We start from the raw sequence: 19,399 nt of genomic DNA, 5'->3' as shown, positions 1-19,399 counted from the left end.
GTTACAGCAAATAGCGCTATAACCAGTATTCACTACCAGCTATTAAGCGTAATGCTTGCCTTTAATGGCATTGTAAATGGCATCACAAAGTGTTTTTATACTTGCATCGTCACTTATATACGGTGGCATAAGGTAAATTAGTTTACCGAATGGGCGTATCCATACACCTTGCTCTACAAAATAAGCCTGAATTTTAGCAACATCAACATTACGTGCAGTATCGTTTAGTTCAACAACGCCTATTGCACCTAAGGTACGCACATTGGCAACCGCATCTAGTTCACTGCATTTATTAAGTTGTTGTAGTTGGGTGTTTATTTGCTTTATTCGATGTTGCCAGTTTTGTTCAAGCAATAAATCAATACTTGCGCAGGCCGCAGCACAGGCAAGCGGGTTGCCCATAAAAGTGGGGCCGTGCATTAAAACGCCTGCTTCACCTTCGCTTATGCCAATGGCTATTTTATCGCTAGTGATAGTGGCCGATAGCGTCATTGAGCCGCCAGTTAATGCTTTACCAATACACATTATATCGGGCTCTATATTGGCGTGCTCTACAGCAAATAATTTACCTGTACGGCCAAAGCCTGTGGCAATTTCGTCGCAAATTAACAGTACGTTATATTGGGTGCATAATTTACGTACGCAGGCTAAATAATCAGGGTGATAAAAGTTCATACCCCCCGCGTTTTGTACTATTGGCTCAATTATAAAGGCGGCTACTTGGCTGTGGTTTTCTTTAAAGTACGCTTCAAGCTCTTTGGCTTCAGCTTGGTTAAACTCGCCCCAAAATTGACTAACCGGTGCAGGCACAAATACGTGTTCAGGTAAAAAGCCGCTATACAAACTATGCATTGAGTTAACTGGGTCGCATACGCTCATGGCTGCAAAGGTGTCGCCATGGTAGCCCTTGTAAGGCGTCATTAATTTTTGTTTTGTTGTAATGCCTTGGCTTAACCAATATTGCAGCGCCATTTTAATCGCTACTTCAACACTTACCGATCCGCTGTCGGCTAAAAACACTTTAGTTAAACTAGGCGGCGTTATATTTACTATTTTTTTGCAAAGCTCTACCGCGCTGTTATGCGTAATACCGCCAAACATAATGTGGCTCATATTATTAATTTGCTCAATCATGGCATTATTTATAACAGGGTGATTATAGCCATGTATTGCGCTCCACCACGAGGCCATGCCATCGATTAATTGCTCGCCAGTTTCTAGGTGAATAATGTTGTGATTTGCATGTGTAACGGGGTATACCGGAATTGGCTTAGTCATAGACGTATATGGGTGCCAAATGTGCTCACGATCAAAACCAAGGTCAATCGTATTCTTTTTAATCATATGTAAACCTTAACTTGGTGGGCTTCGTTGACAATGTTACTTCAACTCGTAGACTAAGCCAATATCACCGTTGAGAAAAAATAAGAGAGTATTATGGAACTTGCACCTGTTCGTCACGATTGGACCCACGCTGAAGTTAAAGCATTATTTGAAATGCCATTTAACGATTTACTGTTTGAAGCCGCATCAGTTCACCGTGCTAACTTCAACCCAAATGAAGTGCAAATTTCTACGTTGTTATCAATTAAAACAGGCGCTTGCCCAGAAGATTGTAAGTATTGCCCGCAGTCGGGCCATTACCGAACAGATTTAGAACGCGAACGCTTAATAGAAGTAGAAAAAGTAGTAGAGCAAGCACGCCTTGCAAAACAAAAAGGCGCTACCCGTTTTTGTATGGGCGCTGCATGGTCAGATCCAAAAGACAGAGATATGCCATACATTTCGCAAATGGTTAAAGAAGTAAAAGAGCTAGGGTTAGAAACCTGTATGACGCTGGGTAAACTCACAAACGAAAAAGCGCATGAACTTAGAGACGCTGGGCTTGATTACTACAATCACAACCTTGATACGTCACCTGAGTATTACGAGCAAATTATATCAACCCGTACTTTTCAAGATAGATTAAATACCATTGACCACGTACGCGATGCCGGTATGAAAGTATGCTCGGGCGGAATAGTTGGTATGGGCGAGCAAGCAAGCGACCGCTTTGGACTACTTATGCAACTAGCTAATTTACCACAACAGCCAGAAAGCGTGCCTATTAATATGTTAGTTAAAGTTAAAGGCACACCGCTTGAAAACGCAGACGATTTAGATCATTTTGAATTTATACGTACCATAGCAACAGCGCGTATTATGATGCCACACAGTTATGTACGTTTATCGGCAGGACGCAACGCCATGAACGAGCAAATGCAGTCAATGTGCTTTTTTGCAGGCGCTAACTCAATATTTTATGGCGACAAACTTCTTACCACCGAAAACCCAGACGCTGATGCCGATATGAACCTAATTAAAAAATTAGGTATGAACCCAGAAACGCGTCATGACTATTCAGACGAAGCAGTAGAAGCCTCGCTTTCATCGCAAGTAGCCGACAAAGCAACCTCTGAATTGTTTTACGAAGCGTAGGCTTATATCAATGCCTTTTGATTTTATAAATACGCATCTGCAGGCTCGCCAGCAAGATGCGTTACTTCGTAAACGCCACGTAGTGCAACATGCAACAGCGCGCACCATAACGGTTAATAATAAAACCTATCTTAATTTTGCCAGTAACGATTACTTAGGTTTTGGTGATGTGGCTGTTAATCTTAATGACTCCCACGCATTAGGCAGTCACAGCTCAGCATTGGTTACAGGTTATCAGGCGCAGCAAAAAGCGCTTGAACAATACTTATGTGAGCAGTTCGGTTATGGCGCTGCAATGCTATTTAACTCAGGGTTTAGCGCTAATAGCAGCGTAATTAAAGCATTGTTTCAAGATAAAGCAACTGCACAAAACAGTGCTATTTTTCAAGATAAGTTAAACCATGCAAGCTTGATTGACGGGGCTATGCATTCAAACGCGGCTTTAGTGCGTTTTAATCACAACGACATGAACCATTTACGTTCACGGCTCGAAAAATCAAAAGCGCAAAACAAGCTTATTATAAGCGAAGGTGTGTTTTCGATGGATGGCGATACCGCGCCTCTTAAAGAATTACTCGCACTTGCAAAACAGCACAACGCATGGCTAATGATTGACGACGCACACGGCTTTGGCGCATTAGGTAAAACCGGTTTGGGCAGTTGCGAAGCATTTATTACTCAAACGCTGCCAGATATATTAGTCATTACCTTTGGTAAAGCAGTGGCTAGTAGTGGCGCGTGTGTATTAGGCAGTAAACAGTTTATTGATTACATGCTGCAGTTTAATCGCGATTACACGTATTCAACTGCTATGTCGCCGCTTATGGCAAGTCACACACTTGCGCGTATTAAAAGCATAAAAACAGCTGATGATAAACGCGATAAGCTAAATGCCAATATTGCATTATTTAAGCAACTCGCTAAAACCCACAATATTGCTGTAATGGAATCAAACACAGCCATACAGCCCATTGTATTAGGCTGCGCTGAGCAAACGTTGCAAGCGGCCGATAAACTTAAACAACAGGGTATTTGGCTCACTGCAATTAGACCGCCCACGGTTGCACATAACACCTCACGTTTACGCATTACTTTAACCGCCGCACATACCGAGCAAGACATAACGCACTTAGTTAAGCATTTAGTAGGTGCAATAGCATGACTGCTCAGCCAGTATTAAAAACAGATCTAGTGCAAACACAACTTGTAAAACCGTGCCTAGTAAGTAGCGATTCAAATAAAGAATTAAATAAGGAGCCAAATCGAGAGCTAAACAAGGAGCTTAAAAAGTCTACACAAAGTAAGTTTTCAAAAGCGGCGGCGAGTTATAACACCCATGCAAATGTACAAAAACACGCAGCAAGCGATTTACTTGCGCTAATAAAACCAGGCATTAATAAAAATAAGCTTTGTGTTGATTTAGGCGCAGGCCCGCTTGTTAATACGCATACCTTACAAAGTATGTTTACAAGCGTTATTGCCATGGATTTGAGCATAAACATGCTGCAAAGTAGTAATTTAACCGCACCAAAAATATGCGCCGATATGGATAACTTACCGCTACAAGCAAACAGTGTTGATGTTATTTACAGTAACTTTGCAGTGCAGTGGTCTGCTAATTTTTCGGCTTTAATGCAATCACTTTACAACATATTAAAACCAGGCGGGCGGGCGTACATAAGCACTGTGGTAGAGGGCTCACTTAACGAAATAAAAACAGCCTTTGCCGCGCTTGATTCAAACAGCCACATAAATACCTTTAATAGTGAATTGCATATAAACCAATCAGTCCAAAATGCAGGGTTTATTATTAACAGCGCTAAAAAGCGTATTTACACCGATGAATACACAACACCTTTAAAAGCTATTGCCTCTATTAAGGCTATTGGTGCAACGACACAAAATCATACCAATACGCGCCAAGGATTACTTACCAAATCGGCGCTACAAAAAGTATGCAGTGCGTATCCGCTTATAAATAACAAAGCATGTGTGTCTTATCATGTGGTGCTGTTATCATTACAAAAACACTAAATAAGCCCAAAGACATTAAAGGCAACGCATGAAAGAATTTTTTATAACAGGCACCGACACCGATGCCGGAAAAACCCACGTTACCAGTTTGCTATTAAAGTTACTTGCCCAACACAAAAAACAAGCCATTGGCTTTAAACCCCTTGCTGCTGGCTGCGAAATGGCGTTCGATCAGCTGGTAAATGCCGATGCTCTCATACTAATGGAAAGCGCAACAGTGAGCGCTAAATACGACGTAGTAAATCCGTTTGCGTTTGCACCGCCTATTGCACCGCACATAGCAGCGGAGAAAGTTGGGGTGAGTATTACTGTAGATAAACTTAGTGATGCTTATAAAAACGTAAAACAACAGGGCGCTGACATTATACTTACCGAAGGTGCTGGTGGTTGGGCATTACCTATTAATAAAAACGATTATTTATACGACTGGGTTAAAGCAGAGCAACTGCCGGTAATACTTGTTGTTGGTATGAAGCTAGGTTGCTTAAATCATGCGTTACTAACCGCTGCGCATATGCAAAGTATGGGTATAAACTGCGTTGGCTGGATTGCAAACCAAGTCGATAAAAACATGGACGAGTACCAAGCAAACCTTGATTCACTTAAAGCACGTTTACCGTTTCCAATACTTGCTATAAGCCCATACAGCGAGCAAACTCCTAAGTTACAAATATACAAAAGCTTGCTTAGTGCGTTATCTATTAACACTTAAGTGGTTTTAAAAAAGTTACTTTTTTAGGTAAATCTTGAAATAGTCAGCCTTAGTACACATATAAACGTTTATAAATACATAGTTTGCTTAAAGACAATGTTACTAAGGACATAACGACTATATGACGCACCCATTTATTGAAAGCTACGCCCCAGATGCGCACGTAAGCGCTGAGCCAAAAGCACTAAACTATGGCTTACCTAAAAAACGCGTAGGTATAATAGGTGGAGGCACAGCTGGCGCCACAATAGCCATTAGACTTGCTGCGTTAGGGTTAGAGACTTATGTACTTGAAAAGAAAAAGTCGTTAATTGATGGCCCTCCAATGTGCCATTTGCATGCAGGTGGCAATTTATATCGTGAAATACCCGACGAAGACTGCATAGATTTACTCAAGCAATGTATAGATATTGCTCGCCTTTATCCTCACACCATCGATGTTCGCCCCACAGTATTTGCAGTGCCTAAGCGTGATGACGACTCACCCGAGGATTTATTTCCGCGTTTAAATAAATTAGTAAAAGCCTACAGCGAGCTTGTTGAGCAAGATAGCGCTAATAAAGTATTAGGCGAGCCAGAGCATTATTATCAGTTATATAGTTATGAGCAAATGCTAAAGCTTGCTAAACAAAAACAAGTAGCCAAGCCCACGTCGTTAGATGAGTGGATGATACCCGTGGCTAAGCATTTAGATTTAGATAAGTTAAAGTTCCCGCTCATAGTTGCACAAGAATATGGTTGGAATATATTTCGTTTATCGGCCAGTGCACAACTCGCCCTTGCACAGTACAAACACGCTCATGTTTTAACAAATACATGCGTTAAAAGTGTATCGCCTGTTACCAATAATAAGATTGATAAACAAATAACCAAGTGGAACATTGAATACCAAACACAAACCAGTTTAGACGCTAAAACCGTTGAAGTAGATTACCTAATTAATGCGTGTGGTTTTCAAACCGGTATTATTGACGACTTGGTTGGGGTAAATGTAAAACGCATGGTTGAATTTAAAGCCTCTTACATTACTCATTGGCAAGGCGCTGGTGGGCAGATACCCGAAATAATTATTTATGGTAACCGTGGCACGCCAGAAGGTATGGCGCAGCTAACCCCTTACCCTAATGGTTATTTTCAAATACATGGTATGACTAATAACATTACATTGTTTAATGATGGCTTAGCTGATGCAACGCCAATGAGCGCACAACCTAAACTCCCCAATAAATACCTGCATTATATTAAAGATGGCTGGGATGAAGCAGCATTGCAAACACGCACCCAAACAGCAATTGATTATGTAGCCGAGTTTGTACCTGCATTTAAAACTGCTAATACACAAAATAATGCCTTGTTTGGCGGGCAACAAATCCCAGGGGATGACGACACCTTGCGCGTAGCCGATGTAAGCTTATATTCGCATATTAGTTACGCACGGGCTGAAAATGTTAAAGCATCGTCAACGTTAATAGCGGCAGATCAAATAGTGGGTGAGTTTATAAAATTAGGAATAATAAGCAGCGATCCTGCTGTAAATTATCACCGTAGTACACACCAATGGTCGTATCTTAAACATAATAGCGGTGACAAAATTGACGAAGTTGCACGCATGTTGGCACACGAGCGTGGTTTTCCAATTGATATGGCAGAGCTTAATAACAGCTTGTAATAAGCTGACTTATAAAGAAACTTTAGTCTTAAATTTGCTGTAAAACGCTTCTTAAAAAAATTATCAATAAACACATAAATAACACTTGTGTTATGACATAGTTTGTCACAGAATAGCGCTAACGTTATGACATAGTGTGTCATAACGCAGTGATTGCTTTAACCTAATTTAATTTTATGTTCGGTGATCAAACCTATTTTTGTGAGGACAATATGAAACGTATATTTTTGTTTTTATTGACTAACCTAGCGGTTATGTTGGTATTAGGTGTAGTGCTTTCAATAATAATGAGTGCGCTGGGCTTAAGCCATCGTAGCCTTGGCGGAATTTTACTTATAGCCACCGTATTTGGTTTTGGTGGATCGTTTATTTCGTTATTTATGTCGAAATGGATCGCTAAAAAATCAACAGGCGCGCATGTAATTACGCAGCCTCGAAACGAAACCGAACATTGGCTTGTACAAACGGTATCTGCCCAAGCACAAAAAGCAGGCATTAAAATGCCAGAAGTGGCTATTTACGACAGCCCAGAAATGAACGCGTTTGCAACGGGCCCAAGTAAAAACAACTCGTTAGTGGCAGTAAGCACAGGCTTAATGCACAACATGACCAAAGATCAGGCCGAAGCCGTACTTGCCCACGAAGTATCGCACGTGGCTAACGGCGACATGGTAACGCTTACGCTAATACAAGGCGTGGTAAATACCTTTGTAATATTTGCCGCAAAAGTACTGGCAGGCATTGTAGATAACTTTATTAATAGCGATGAGGAAGAGGGCGGCAGTAGTTGGACATACTTCTTATTCGATATGTTATTCCAAGTACTATTTGGTGTACTAGCAAGCATAGTGGTTGCAAGTTACAGCCGTAAACGAGAATTTGCAGCCGACAGCGGCGCAGCAAAACTAGTTGGTGCTGACAAAATGCGTTCAGCCCTTGAGCGATTAAAGCAAAACCATCCTTCGCAATTAGAAGGCTCAATGATGGCCTTTGGTATTGCAAGTGGCAAAGGTGTTGCTGAGCTGTTTTCATCGCACCCACCGCTTGATGCGCGAATAGACGCACTACGTAAATAAGGTAACTCTTATTTACACACTAAAAAGCCAGCGTAATAGCTGGCTTTTTAGTGTGTAGTAAGCTGGTTATTTACCAAAAATAATATCGGTAATGCCTTCTGGTGAGAGTATTTCTATCCAGTAGCCGTCAGGGTCTTTTATAAATGCTAAGCCCTTCATTGAGCCATCGTCTGGCTTTTTCACAAATTCTACATCGTACTTTGCAAAGCGTTCACTGGCTGCGTATACATCGGGTACACTAATACCAATGTGACCAAAGCCTTTAGGTTCTTGGTTACCGCTGTGGTATCCTTCAAAGCTGTCGTCGTTTTCTGTGCCCCAGTTATGGGTAAGCTCAATGAGTGCAGGGCGACCAAATACCCATTTAGCTTTGGTTTTATCATCACCTTCTGGCTGCTCTGGCTCGTAGCCTAAAAAGTACAATGTAAACTTCATTTCAGGAAAGTCATACTTACCTAACAGCTTCATACCTAATACATTTTGATAAAATTCGAGCGACGGTTTGGGATCTTTAATACGCAACATAGTTTGCTGCATCACATAGCCTTTAGTGGCTTGTTCAATTTGTTCTGGAGATTCGTTATAGTTAGACATGGTGATCCTTACTGAGAATTAAAAAGAGAAAAAGATGATTGTAATTATTGAGTCATCATATCAACAGTAAGATAAATTAAAACCATCCTTATAAGTTTTGTAAAAATAAAAGGGCTCCAAATAAATTTATTGATTGGCAATCATAGTTTAAAAGGATGATATGAATCCCCAAAAAATGGGCTATGTATATATATACAGTGCTTGTTGTTTTGTCCAATATTATTGATCTCCACCATTTCGGTGTATTTCTGCACTGACTAAAAAAAATTGGCAGTTAACTAATTGTTTACAGGTGGTTATTTGATGGCTAAGATAAATTAATTGTAATATATGGACATTTGCCGGTTTGTAAAACGACAAATGTCGTAGACAAAATTTTTAGCTCATGGGCAGCACCGAGGAGTAAACTATAAAGAATGATATGGAATCCATTAAAGCTTGATGATAACGCACCACTTAATAAGCACGTATTATTCTGGTGGCCAATAATACTGTTTTCGGGGATTGGAATTTATCTTTCGTCTCCAATCTGGTGTTTTTGCATTCCAAAACCAGAGAGTTATGGAAATATTATGGATTTCCTAAAGCTTCCAATTTTTATAGCTAGTATTTCAGTTCCGGTTTCTTTAGTCATTAGTAGATTTCATAGCTCTAAATTAGCCGCAAAATCGAATTTTCTGACTGAAAAAAATATCGCCTTTAATCACTACTTTGATCTTAAGCGACATTTTCAAGAGCATTTGAATAGAGAGTTAGTTGCTATAGATAAGCATAAATGTATTGAAATTATTGATTTTGACACACTCTTTGAGACTATATTTCCAAATAACTCATGGGAACGTACAGACTTAACAAGCTCAATAGATAATGTAATCGAAAAATTTGGTAAGTGGGTTGAGTCTATCGAGCCAAATCTAAGTAACGTCGAAATTAGCGGAAGCACTTCAACAGAAAAACACTATGAGGTAGCTAGAGAATTGGGAATCCCATTGTTAAACGGGGCCTTTAAAATGGCACCGTTGCAATTTAATTGTCAATTTGTAGCCATTGCATGGAGCGATAATGAAAGCCCCCTTATACACGGCATTGAATTACTTTATGACATCACAATGATTTCTGGGCAATTTGCAAAGCTTCCCTCGGTTGAGCTAAAAACACGATTAACTGACAGAATGCATAATGTGATTGAGCTGACGTTTGTGAAAGAGAATGAAGGTATGGATAGATTTGAGAGCATGTTTTCGGTTCTAGTTAAAGATTATGCGGACTCTTTGGAAAAGCATGCGTAGCTAACAAGCGCAAGCAGCCGAAATTTATTCCGGCACTCGGCATGCAATTAGGATGACACCCAGCCTAGTTTTTACGAAAAAAGTCAACAAAAACAGCATGCAGAGTGCATTTTTATAAATAATGAATCACGAAAAAAGCTGAGCTATATCGATAAAATGAAAGTAAAAATAGACAGCCCAATAGGGCGACAACAGCTGTTTATTAAAGAATGGCAAACAACTTGGCTGTATTGAGCCTGCTTTCCTTTAAATAAAAAGCGCAATATTACCGTCAACAAAGGCATGAATAAATTGACCTTACGGGGGCAAACGAAAGTGAATGCCTTTAGCTTACGCTGCGGCAACTGTATTGCCTTGTTCATAATATAGAAAAACTGCAAAACACGATGCATTAAGAAGGGGAAGTCCCTTTAACCTCAAATAAGCCACTAAAACATTCGTAATTCCTTCCAAAACGTCAATTAAAACAACACCAAACTCCCACTTTATATTCTGCATAAAATACAGTAATCGATTGAATCAAAATAGGAACTCAGCTATGGTTTGTTTATCAATAAAAAGAAATAAAAAAACGAGTTAATCTACAGGCTCGTTATAGCTCAAGGAGGGATCATGCTTAACGCTCTAAGAAAGTTATTCTCAGGCAGCAACACTGAGGGTAATTCAGGTTCTGAAGATAATCAGCTTTGGATTATGATCAAAGAAAACGATTTTTTCCGAGAAGATAGCTCTAGCAATAGTCGATGAATTGGCCGAGATAATTGAGGGCAAGGGTTTAGGCGAACTAGATGGTCATAGTAGCGGTGCTCATCAATTAGAAGTGAATTTCTATGACTTCACGAACTATAAATCCTGTTCTGAGGTGGTTAATGCCTTTTTTAAGCAGCATCCAAATATTGAATACATTGTCTCCAAAGAGTACGAGACAACTTATGAAAAGCTATAACAAGGGTGGGCAAAATCGCCCGCAAAAAACGCTGGCTGGACTCGGTAACGCTCGCCGTTTAGCGGACTGTTGTTGGCTTTGTTGTTGTCCAGTTTCTGCATGAAATTGGTGAGCTTTTCTTTTTTGAACTGGTTATGAAACGGCTTGTAAGCGGGGGCTGAGACGGACAGAGCACAAAGTTCTCGCTGAATATCAGCGAGGTTCGCTTTGTCTCTGGTTCCAAACACATTACAAAGAGCGGCAAGCAATTTGAGTGGTTCGAGGCCACGTAGTCGGGAGACAAATCCGCTTTCTCTGGCAAGATTATTGATGGAAGACTGAAAAAAAAGAGCTTTAAGGGGGGGGAGATAGGGTTAATATTCATTCGCTCTGATACTATCCCATTGAATTAAAAAATAAAAATCTTAAAAAAGGAAGACAACAATGACGGATAGTGTACCTAACAAGAGCCTGGCCAATTATCAAATGGTGATTTTTCTGGCGATGCAAACCATCAATGAACAGTTCAAAAAGATGGCAAAAATGCCCGTTCAACCCGGTTCTTCACAACATGTTATGCGCACGGAGTTTGGCTATTGGCAAACTGAGGATGACAGCAAAGTTTACAACCGTCAGGTGGTGGCATCGAAAACTGAATATGAGGATGCATTCAATAACTTTAAGCCATCTCTTGAGGATAATGAACCTATTTTTATAAAAGGTTTTTTCGGGACAATTAATGTGCCATTTATTGAACCTGTTAGTGAAAAGGATGGGACAGTTAATCTCACCATTGTGTTCAAAAAAGCAGAATACAACTCTAAATTTAAGTCCATTAAAAGTACCAGTATTGACGGCATGAAAATCCTATTTGAGGTCAAACCAAGTCTGGTTCCGACACGCAAAACTCAACAGACGGAATACATTTCTCAGGAGGCCAACGTCGCCGTTGATGCTGAAGTACTGCGTTTACAAAAGGCTACTGCAGAAGAAGGAGATCCATTAACGGACGAGGATTTCACTGTTCAGACGTTATTTTTGGATCTTGAAAATATCGACTACATCAATGACACCTCGGTGGTTCCAGACAATGACGAGCAAAAAGAAATTTCCGGTTTTATGCAATCCATGATGAGCTCTTATGTACACTTGTCCGCCAAAGATGGCATTAATCCTTATGTTTTAGGCTATACCGTGGTAGTGCCAAAACTGGCAACAAGAGACAAAGCCGTCTTGCAGCCCACAGCGATGTCTTATTCAGTGTCTTATGCGGCAAATGAAGCTGGTACTGGCGCAGATCTGCGACGTTCATCTGTGAACTACCTGATGGATACAGACAAGGAAGAAATCAGCCCTAACAAGGGCCGGCTGGATGCCAGCTTGATCACGGCTGGGGATGCCAAAGACGGCTACTCTGTATTTGCCATTGATGGTGGGCTTTACAAGTCGGCAGTTATTGACCCGCTAATGGCACAGCTCACTGACATCATCAACAACGTTTTCAACGGTATTGAAAATAAAAATACTGTTGATACGCAACAGATTCTTGGCGGTCCTTCACAATCCTCAGGTAAAACTTTGACGGTAGAAAGTACACAGAATTATTCGACGCCAAATGTCAGTCTTCAGCAACTCATCAATGAAGGCTACACCTACAGCGAGAGAAAAATGGTGGGCGAGGCCGGTTCCAGTTCTTTTAATCCACACTCTGGTGCCAGCACGGGATCTGGCATGAAAGTCAAAATGTATTACAAACCTCGGCTTACCTTGTCATTTGACGAGAATGGTATGAATTTGTTCTTGCATTTTCAGGTGAAAAACAACTACTACTCATACGATGGCATCATCTTCCTTTGGGACACCGGCAAGCGCAACGGTGATGCTTCAAACTATCGCACCGATAAAATGCCTTCCAGTCAGAGTCCTCAGTGTCAGGTACTGCGTATTCGCCTGTCTCCCGATTCCAATGGGGGCTTCACAGCGTGCACTAAAGTTATAGGTGAAAACGTATTTGGCATCATTAAAAACGAGGACGGTGTTGTTCAGGATGGCAACAAGCTGATCAACTCAGTGGGGTTTTACGATAGTATCAAGCCGGATGAAATTCTTGCTGAGATAGAGGACAAAATTATTCCAGCGGTGACTGGCCCCCGCATTATTTTGCCGTTGAGCAATGTGTATACCTACGCAGGAATGAACTTTGACGCACCTGATTCGGCTTTAGACAGAGATTCTGTTGTAGCGGTACAGGCATCTTATGCGCCTGAATACAAAGGAGAGAAATAATGACTAGTTTAACCTCAATTCAACACGGTGCTGAACTGACCCGCAACTACGCAACGCTGAAGTCAATTAAGGCTGGAAACGATCTGGTGGCAGCACTGGACCACAAAAAGCTGCCCATTGTATTTGCCATTGGTGAAGACAATATATTTGGGGCAATTGTGCAACCTGAATCCCATCTTGAGCGAGAAAACCGCAATGCGCCCTGGGAAAGCTGTGAGCTTTTTAAAGGTGAAGTCCGTCACTTTGCTCAGTATCAAAAAAATGATGATGCTCAAATCAGGTTGCTGCTGGTGGCTGTCGACAGAGATGAACAAGGCAACGAAACAGGGGAGAGAATGTTTTACTCTGAGTTGCTGGATAATGATCTCAGAGGCGCCTTCAACAAGGGGGCTATCACGTGGACGGAGCAGCGACTGCCGGAAAATTTGGGTCGTATTAATCGTCTACGCTGCGGTGAATACCATGCAGCCTTTTCCACCGAAGGGGAGCAAGCTTACTACTACACGCTAAGGTTGGGTGATAGCCCAGTGCAAAATGTCATCCCTGCGAATTCCGAGAAAATACATGACTTTCAGGTGGGGCACTATCTGGGAGATGCCGGTTTCTTCCTGTTGTATCAGTCGGCTGAAGATGCGCAAACCTTGCTGTTTTCTCCTAGTGGATCGTTAACAGGGGAGAACAACTCGCGTTTTTCTGTATCAAAAGATACCCGCTCTATCGTTTTATTGCCGGGGAATGAAGATTCAAATTATGTGGTCTCTGCTGGACGAGAAGTTACCCTCCATTATGACGAGTACTATCGCGATACTCTCATCGAAGGGCGCGGCGACAGTATTTTTACGCAACTCACCACATCGCGTTCTGATGAAGGGATATCATTGTTTGCATTGGAATACGATGCACTCGATCATAGCCGGTTAGTATATCTCACCAATCAATATTATGAGTCTGAACAGGGCACTTATAAGACACAATGGACGCCAGATATCCCCCTGATGAAGGGGGTGCGTCAGTTTTCCTGTGTAAAAAGCTCACAGTTAGAAAATCATCTGGTGGTGGTGGATGAGCGCGAACAGCTGATTCACTTCTTTCTGGATCCCACGTCGGGGCTTTGGAACGAGCAATATATTCGCGTTGCCGAACCACAGAAAATTGTTGAACAGTCGTCCTATATCACCCGCATGAGTGTCTATGACGACAACGGAAATCTGTTACCCAATCATGAGTGTTTTTTGACATCTGACCGCACCATACAGGCAGAGATCAATGGCGTAAGCCACATTTTGGGACCTGAACAGCCCAAAGCGGCCATGACTGACATGACAGGGGCGGTGACGGTTATTTTCCCTTGTGAATCTCTGGATACCCCCCTGATAAAGGTGGGTCTCAGCGCAGACAAAATAAGCCATGTATTTGATCCTGCCCATGCCGCTATGGAAACCCTGAGTCAGGTGAATGGCGTTTCAGATTTCAAGGACGCGCGTACCGGTGATGACTTACCTTTGTGGGATAATGAAGAACAGCCCTCAGACAGTAATTTGAATCAGGCCAGCTTGATCTTCAAACAAATGGTGAGTAACCGTAAAGAGTTGATTGCTGATCAGCGCCAGGGTATCACGGGAATCATGAAGAGTACCGAAGAAGGCATTCAGGATCAGAACTGGGGAGCGAAATTTGTTGGTGACGACATCAAATATCTCAACAGCAATGAAGCTGATGATGAGCTGCATCACGATGGCGGTTTTCATCCGTTTAAGTGGGCAGGTCATGTTATTGGCTCTATCTTCATGGCAGTGAAAAATGCCTTTATCACAGTGCGCTCTTTTGTTGCCAAAGTTAAGCGTAAGATCCTGACATTTGTTATCAAGATCGGCGCGTCTCTGGTGAAATTTGTTATCAAAACAGTAGAGGAAATCTTTCCTTTTATGACCTACGTATTTGATGCCATTAAGCTGGTGTTTGACAAAGTGGTAGGTTGGCTCGGAAGTTTACTGGGTGTTGATGATATCTGGTACACCCATAAGCGGATTGCGTCCTCAACACGAAATGGTGTGCAACAACAAATCCAGTATTTTGAGGCTCAGGCAGAAAAGTGGGAAGCGTATGTCGATAAGGAGTTGAATGTGTTGGAAGACAAACTCCTGGTAATGCGTGGCGATGACGCCCCAGACCTGGAAGAGCCTCGCAATAGCCTGCTTAGCAGTGTTATGCGGCTATTTAACAATCCCATTGTTAACTTTGGCTTGTACAACCTGCTGCACACTGGTGGTGCCAGCGCCCTTCGCAATGTCGAAGCCGATGGATTCCCGGCGTTGGAGACCTATCTTGATGATAAAGAGTCTCTGGCAAAAAAATTAGTTGTGCTTCTCAACGATCAGACTCAGGCGGCGCTAGACGGATTGCTGCACCCAACGCGCTTCCTTAAAGAGCTGATGCGTATTATCGCTGATCTGGGCATTGCTATTATGGAAACCGTAAAGTCCATGTTTGCCGGAATGGCAAGAATGTTGGTTGAAGGATTGAAACATATTCAAAATCTATTGGATAAAAAAGTAGAGGTACCATTTTTTACGATTTTTTATCAATTTATCGGTGGTTTATATGAATCGGATAAAGTCGATGCGCCGAAACTATTGGATGTGTTAGCGTTCATTACGGCTGTGCCAGTATCTATTTCCTATCGGATCTTTACCTTTAAAAAGTTCTACAAGAAGTTGCCTGAATGGTTTGGGAGTAAGGATATGTATGAGGAGGTGTTTGCTCCTGCCAATCCTGATGATTTGTTACTGCCTTCAAAGACAACTGAACCGTTATCTGGAGCCATGGCTGAATGCAATCTGGTGCGAGCCGGTGGAGGGAATCTTTTGCACTCTTACGCAGAATGGGGAGGCCTGATTGCTGCGAATAATTCTATCTTCATGCTGATCCTCGGGAAAACAGAGTTAGCCGATGAGCCAAAATGGAATGCTGCGAGCAAGATAGTGGGTATCATGGGGGCTTCAGTCAGCTTCCCAGTGATGAGTGACGACAGTGCCGGTAGTCACAGTGTTCGAGAGGCGGCTTACATTCAAAGACTTATTTCTTATATCACCAGTAGCATAGACTTGTTAGCATGTCAGCCTTGGCATGATGATGATTATCAACGAGATGGATGGCGAAAACTGGGATATAGGAACCGGTTAAGTGCTGCCGTCTCCGTCATTGTAATGGGGCTGACCATTGCGGCGGATGCCACTGAGAAAACTGACTGGAACGTTTGGGTCGCCGATACGACATCCACGGCAGGGGATACCCTCAGTGCCATGGGAGATGTCTTAAAAATAGAAAATCCCTACTATGTTGGTACAACCCTGGGTATTCAGTTTGTCGGAGCGGGTTTCGCATTTGGCAGTGCGATTGCGGCAACGCAGGCTTCATGAAGGGTATATTGATTGGACTCACTCGGTTGTGTGTCATTGTGACCCGACCGAGTACTGTCTTCTACATGCAAAAATACAAACCATAAAAAAAGACGAATCTCACTCCGAGTTACTAGACTATCTTTTGCTTATAATTCTCTAGTTTTTCATATACCAAAGGTGGCATGTTAGCAGCATGGCTATGCTTACGTGTAGCGTTATAAAACATCTCTATATAATCGAATATGTCAGCCCTTGCTTCCTCTCGTGTTACGTAGATTTTTCATTTTACCCTTTCACGCTTAAGTAGCTAGAAAAAGCTTTCAGCAACGGCATTATCGTGGCAGTTTCCTTGGTACTCATACTAGGCTTCAAGTTGTGCTTCTCTAAAAAACTTTGCCATTCGTACCCTGAAAACTGACTACCCTGATCCGAGTGAATCAGTACAGTGCTTTTAGGTTTACGTCGCCAAACAGCTGATAACAACGCTTGAGTAACAAGCTCGCTTTCCATTCTAGAGCTCATTGACCAACCGACCACTGCCCGTGAGTAAAGATCCAAAACAACGGCAAGATATAGCCAACCTTCATGCGTCTTAATATACGTAATGTCAGTGACCCACGATTGATTTGGAGCTTCCGGAGAGAATGAGCGATCTAAAATGTTTTGCGCAACATGCGCAACTAAAGGGGTCACCCATTAGAAAGTTCCGGTCAAGCAGGCAGCTGTGTTTTCTTGATCTCTTTATTCAAAAATCAAGTGTTCTTATTATTTAGACTCAATTTAAATATGACTATGCACCTAGTAATGACGTCGATTGGTGCGAATATGCACCTTGGTTTGAATAAAGAACGCCATATGAATTTAGGCAGTTTAATTAAGCATTATTGATGATTAATTAAGGCCCTTGGCTTTCGCCTCAGTCATCGTTTAGTACCAATGTCAGTCCAGTTTCTGGCTGTGTTTACACACTGCGCTGTAACAAGTCTGTGGTTTATGCTTACATATAACCAACCCTTTGTGGCTCAAACATTGGGCATATCCAGTATTTAAAATATGAGCGGTTAACGTGCAGGCTCAATCAAATCTAATGGTTTTACCAACCCCATTACTAGCTCAACACGTTAACCTAATTTGTTTTATAGACGCTAAGCAAACGCCTTGTGTTCATCGAATGGTACATTGTCTTTAAGCACGTGATAACACGCTCTTGCGAGCTTATGTGCAACCGTTTTAATCGCAACTACCTTGTTTGTTTTAGCCAATTTTCGTTGATAATATTTTTTAACTGTTGGGTTATAACGAATTGCAAAATTAGCAGCCTCAGTAAAGGCCCACGCTAAATAACGATTACCATTCTTCTGATTCGTAGCGCCTTTTTTCTTTCCATTGCTGTACCTTGCCCCTTTAACACAGCGGTAATACGATGAGAATTTCCTGGGCTATCAAAACGTTTAATCGTGCCGGTTTCTAACATAATAGTCAGTGCTAAAGTATTCCCAATTCCATCAATACTGGATAGGTTTATAAACTCAGGGGAGAGTGATGTTTGTTTTAAAATAGCTCCCTCTATCGCATTAATTTGCTGTTGAGCACAGCGTATTAATGAGAGGTTAGAAATGACTGACAGTGCTGTATTCATTGAGCTAAAGTCTGCATGTACCTGCTCAGTATCAACGCCTTTTCTGATAGCAGCCATTTGCTTTATTTTGTTGCTACCGAGCTTATAACCAAGATGACGCATGTAACAACTTTGCACCGATAATAAGTTTTTAGTGGACTGTTGAACAATGTCCATTCGTTTACGCATTAAGTCGCGAACAGCCCTGAGTTCACGGGGGTAAATATAGCCTTCAGGCAGAATATTTAGACGTAGCATTTCAGCTAGCCAGCGTGCATCACTATGGTCGTCAGCATACTTTAATCCAGAATATTGCTGGATAGCAGCAGGGTTCGCTAAGTGTAGTTTAAATTCTGCATCCATTAATGCATCAACTAACCAATACCAATTAAATGTTGATTCGACAACAAGCCCTGTTAACTTGTCTTTATAAGGGGCTAAAAAAGATAAAATGACAGAAATGTCATTATTTAAACGCTTGCAGCTAAGCGTTTCACCCTGTTCATTAATGATAGCAATAACACTATTATTTGAATGCAAGTCAATTCCACCATATAGTTTCATACTAAGCTCCTCGAGATACTGTTTATGTTTTGGTCAACACAACTGTATCGAAAAACTCAAGGAGCTTTCTATATGATTATCAAATCTTGACTTCATACATCAATTGGTTAAAAGTGTTTGATGTAACCTCTGAAAGCGCAGCGTCTCTTACCCTCTTTGTGAATCGGTCTTGAGAGAGTTCTTTGTATTTCGATCATGGTGGTTGATTTAGTCGTGTAAAAGTTGAGACATTTTAAGTGCATATGATGAAAAACTACTACGAGACAACAATAAGCTTTAATAGCATTGAATTTTTGCCATATGTGCTTTTTATAGTTATCAGTTTAATCTTTATTGGGAAGCTAAAAAAATTATACGATTTATATATTAAACGTTTTTTTAAGTTTAATTTCTTCGTCTTATTTTTTATATTTATTCTTTACAATCTAGTTTCTATAACTTCTTTATATTCAAAAATGCAATATATAGCTAAAATAAAATCGCATGAGCAGAGAGTTGTAACAGGCGAAATTGAAAAATTAGTAGAAAAAGAAGGAGCAAGTCGAACACAGAGTTTTTCAGTGTCAGGAGTATTTTTTAAATATAATAACTATCAAACAGCGCCATATTTTTTTGCAAACCGGAAATATAACGATAAGGTTATTTTTGATGGAGGTTATGTTGAAATACATTATATCCAAGATAACGGCAAAAATTATATTACCAAGTTATTCATAAAAAATGATTGAGCATTTACACCTAAAGAAATCGTCT

General features: G+C 41.2%; 13 protein-coding genes and 3 pseudogenes. 12 read left to right on the top strand and 4 right to left on the bottom strand.

Annotated elements, in window-relative coordinates; translation table 11 throughout:
* Positions 1 to 42 precede the first annotated feature (42 nt).
* The gene (gene bioA, locus AOR04_RS09310; RefSeq protein WP_096793160.1) at positions 43 to 1,344 is read right to left on the bottom strand and encodes an adenosylmethionine--8-amino-7-oxononanoate transaminase; all 1,302 of its coding nucleotides are present in this window, start codon (positions 1,342 to 1,344) and stop codon (positions 43 to 45) included.
* A 93-nt stretch (positions 1,345 to 1,437) separates the two neighbouring features.
* Between bioA and bioB the strand changes: the two genes are divergently transcribed.
* From bioB to htpX, 6 genes are all read left to right on the top strand, one after another.
* Positions 1,438 to 2,478 carry a biotin synthase BioB gene (bioB, locus tag AOR04_RS09305; RefSeq protein WP_096793159.1) on the top strand — a complete coding sequence of 347 codons (1,041 nt, stop codon included), beginning with the start codon at positions 1,438 to 1,440 and terminating at the stop codon, positions 2,476 to 2,478.
* Between the two features lie 10 nt (positions 2,479 to 2,488).
* Positions 2,489 to 3,640: an aminotransferase class I/II-fold pyridoxal phosphate-dependent enzyme gene (locus AOR04_RS09300; RefSeq protein ID WP_096793158.1), complete on the top strand. Its 1,152-nt coding sequence runs from the start codon at positions 2,489 to 2,491 to the stop codon at positions 3,638 to 3,640.
* Entirely contained in the window at positions 3,637 to 4,512 is an 876-nt protein-coding gene (locus AOR04_RS09295; protein WP_096793157.1) for a methyltransferase domain-containing protein, read from the top strand. The genes AOR04_RS09300 and AOR04_RS09295 overlap by 4 nt, the downstream gene beginning before the upstream one ends.
* A gap of 28 nt (positions 4,513 to 4,540) precedes the next feature.
* Positions 4,541 to 5,224, top strand: coding sequence for a dethiobiotin synthase (gene bioD, locus AOR04_RS09290; protein WP_096793156.1), 684 nt, complete (start codon positions 4,541 to 4,543; stop codon positions 5,222 to 5,224).
* Between the two features lie 121 nt (positions 5,225 to 5,345).
* Complete coding sequence (locus AOR04_RS09285) at positions 5,346 to 6,893, top strand: FAD-dependent oxidoreductase (protein ID WP_096793155.1); 1,548 nt, start codon at positions 5,346 to 5,348, stop codon at positions 6,891 to 6,893.
* A 212-nt stretch (positions 6,894 to 7,105) separates the two neighbouring features.
* On the top strand, positions 7,106 to 7,969 hold the full coding sequence (htpX, locus tag AOR04_RS09280; RefSeq protein WP_002961248.1) for a protease HtpX: 864 nt from the start codon (positions 7,106 to 7,108) through the stop codon (positions 7,967 to 7,969).
* Between the two features lie 66 nt (positions 7,970 to 8,035).
* Here htpX and gloA read toward each other — a convergent pair whose 3' ends face one another.
* Positions 8,036 to 8,563, bottom strand: a complete 528-nt coding sequence (gene gloA, locus AOR04_RS09275) for a lactoylglutathione lyase (RefSeq protein WP_096793154.1) — start codon at positions 8,561 to 8,563, stop codon at positions 8,036 to 8,038.
* 416 nt (positions 8,564 to 8,979) lie between these two features.
* Here gloA and AOR04_RS09270 point away from each other — a divergent pair, with 416 nt between their 5' ends.
* The 5 genes and pseudogenes from AOR04_RS09270 (at position 8,980) to AOR04_RS09255 (ending at position 16,482) form a co-directional block, all read left to right on the top strand.
* Complete coding sequence (locus tag AOR04_RS09270; RefSeq protein WP_096793153.1) at positions 8,980 to 9,852, top strand: hypothetical protein; 873 nt, start codon at positions 8,980 to 8,982, stop codon at positions 9,850 to 9,852.
* Between the two features lie 111 nt (positions 9,853 to 9,963).
* Positions 9,964 to 10,247: pseudogene (locus AOR04_RS22140) on the top strand (hypothetical protein); the annotation flags it as partial.
* 217 nt (positions 10,248 to 10,464) lie between these two features.
* Complete coding sequence (locus AOR04_RS22020; RefSeq protein WP_257790445.1) at positions 10,465 to 10,599, top strand: hypothetical protein; 135 nt, start codon at positions 10,465 to 10,467, stop codon at positions 10,597 to 10,599.
* 622 nt (positions 10,600 to 11,221) lie between these two features.
* Entirely contained in the window at positions 11,222 to 13,063 is a 1,842-nt protein-coding gene (locus AOR04_RS09260; protein WP_096793151.1) for a hypothetical protein, read from the top strand.
* Complete coding sequence (locus AOR04_RS09255) at positions 13,063 to 16,482, top strand: hypothetical protein (RefSeq protein WP_096793150.1); 3,420 nt, start codon at positions 13,063 to 13,065, stop codon at positions 16,480 to 16,482. Before AOR04_RS09260 ends, AOR04_RS09255 begins: the two co-directional genes overlap by 1 nt.
* A 112-nt stretch (positions 16,483 to 16,594) precedes the next feature.
* Here AOR04_RS09255 and AOR04_RS09250 read toward each other — a convergent pair.
* Both AOR04_RS09250 and AOR04_RS09245 read right to left on the bottom strand, forming a co-directional pair.
* Positions 16,595 to 17,136, bottom strand: a pseudogene (locus tag AOR04_RS09250) (IS3 family transposase); the annotation flags it as partial.
* Positions 17,137 to 17,609: 473 nt separating this feature from the next.
* Positions 17,610 to 18,646: pseudogene (locus AOR04_RS09245) on the bottom strand (IS110 family transposase).
* Between the two features lie 455 nt (positions 18,647 to 19,101).
* On the opposite strand from AOR04_RS09245, the gene AOR04_RS21585 reads away from it, so the two are divergent.
* Positions 19,102 to 19,374, top strand: coding sequence for a hypothetical protein (locus tag AOR04_RS21585; RefSeq protein ID WP_149605304.1), 273 nt, complete (start codon positions 19,102 to 19,104; stop codon positions 19,372 to 19,374).
* Positions 19,375 to 19,399 lie beyond the last annotated feature (25 nt).

Source organism: Pseudoalteromonas sp. 1_2015MBL_MicDiv, assembly GCF_002407505.1.
Taxonomy (GTDB): domain Bacteria; phylum Pseudomonadota; class Gammaproteobacteria; order Enterobacterales; family Alteromonadaceae; genus Pseudoalteromonas; species Pseudoalteromonas fuliginea.
The sequence above is the reverse complement of the archived record's forward strand: the minus strand, read 5'-3'. Positions and strand labels throughout refer to the sequence as shown.

Bases quoted from the DNA above. Each gene is read 5' to 3' on its own strand.
- bioA (WP_096793160.1), bottom strand. From the start codon at position 1,344: ATGATTAAAAAGAATACGATTGACCTTGGTTTTGATCGTGAGCACATT.
- bioB (WP_096793159.1), top strand. From the start codon at position 1,438: ATGGAACTTGCACCTGTTCGTCACGATTGGACCCACGCTGAAGTTAAA.
- AOR04_RS09300 (WP_096793158.1), top strand. From the start codon at position 2,489: ATGCCTTTTGATTTTATAAATACGCATCTGCAGGCTCGCCAGCAAGAT.
- AOR04_RS09295 (WP_096793157.1), top strand. From the start codon at position 3,637: ATGACTGCTCAGCCAGTATTAAAAACAGATCTAGTGCAAACACAACTT.
- bioD (WP_096793156.1), top strand. From the start codon at position 4,541: ATGAAAGAATTTTTTATAACAGGCACCGACACCGATGCCGGAAAAACC.
- AOR04_RS09285 (WP_096793155.1), top strand. From the start codon at position 5,346: ATGACGCACCCATTTATTGAAAGCTACGCCCCAGATGCGCACGTAAGC.
- htpX (WP_002961248.1), top strand. From the start codon at position 7,106: ATGAAACGTATATTTTTGTTTTTATTGACTAACCTAGCGGTTATGTTG.
- gloA (WP_096793154.1), bottom strand. From the start codon at position 8,563: ATGTCTAACTATAACGAATCTCCAGAACAAATTGAACAAGCCACTAAA.
- AOR04_RS09270 (WP_096793153.1), top strand. From the start codon at position 8,980: ATGATATGGAATCCATTAAAGCTTGATGATAACGCACCACTTAATAAG.
- AOR04_RS22020 (WP_257790445.1), top strand. From the start codon at position 10,465: ATGCTTAACGCTCTAAGAAAGTTATTCTCAGGCAGCAACACTGAGGGT.
- AOR04_RS09260 (WP_096793151.1), top strand. From the start codon at position 11,222: ATGACGGATAGTGTACCTAACAAGAGCCTGGCCAATTATCAAATGGTG.
- AOR04_RS09255 (WP_096793150.1), top strand. From the start codon at position 13,063: ATGACTAGTTTAACCTCAATTCAACACGGTGCTGAACTGACCCGCAAC.
- AOR04_RS21585 (WP_149605304.1), top strand. From the start codon at position 19,102: ATGCAATATATAGCTAAAATAAAATCGCATGAGCAGAGAGTTGTAACA.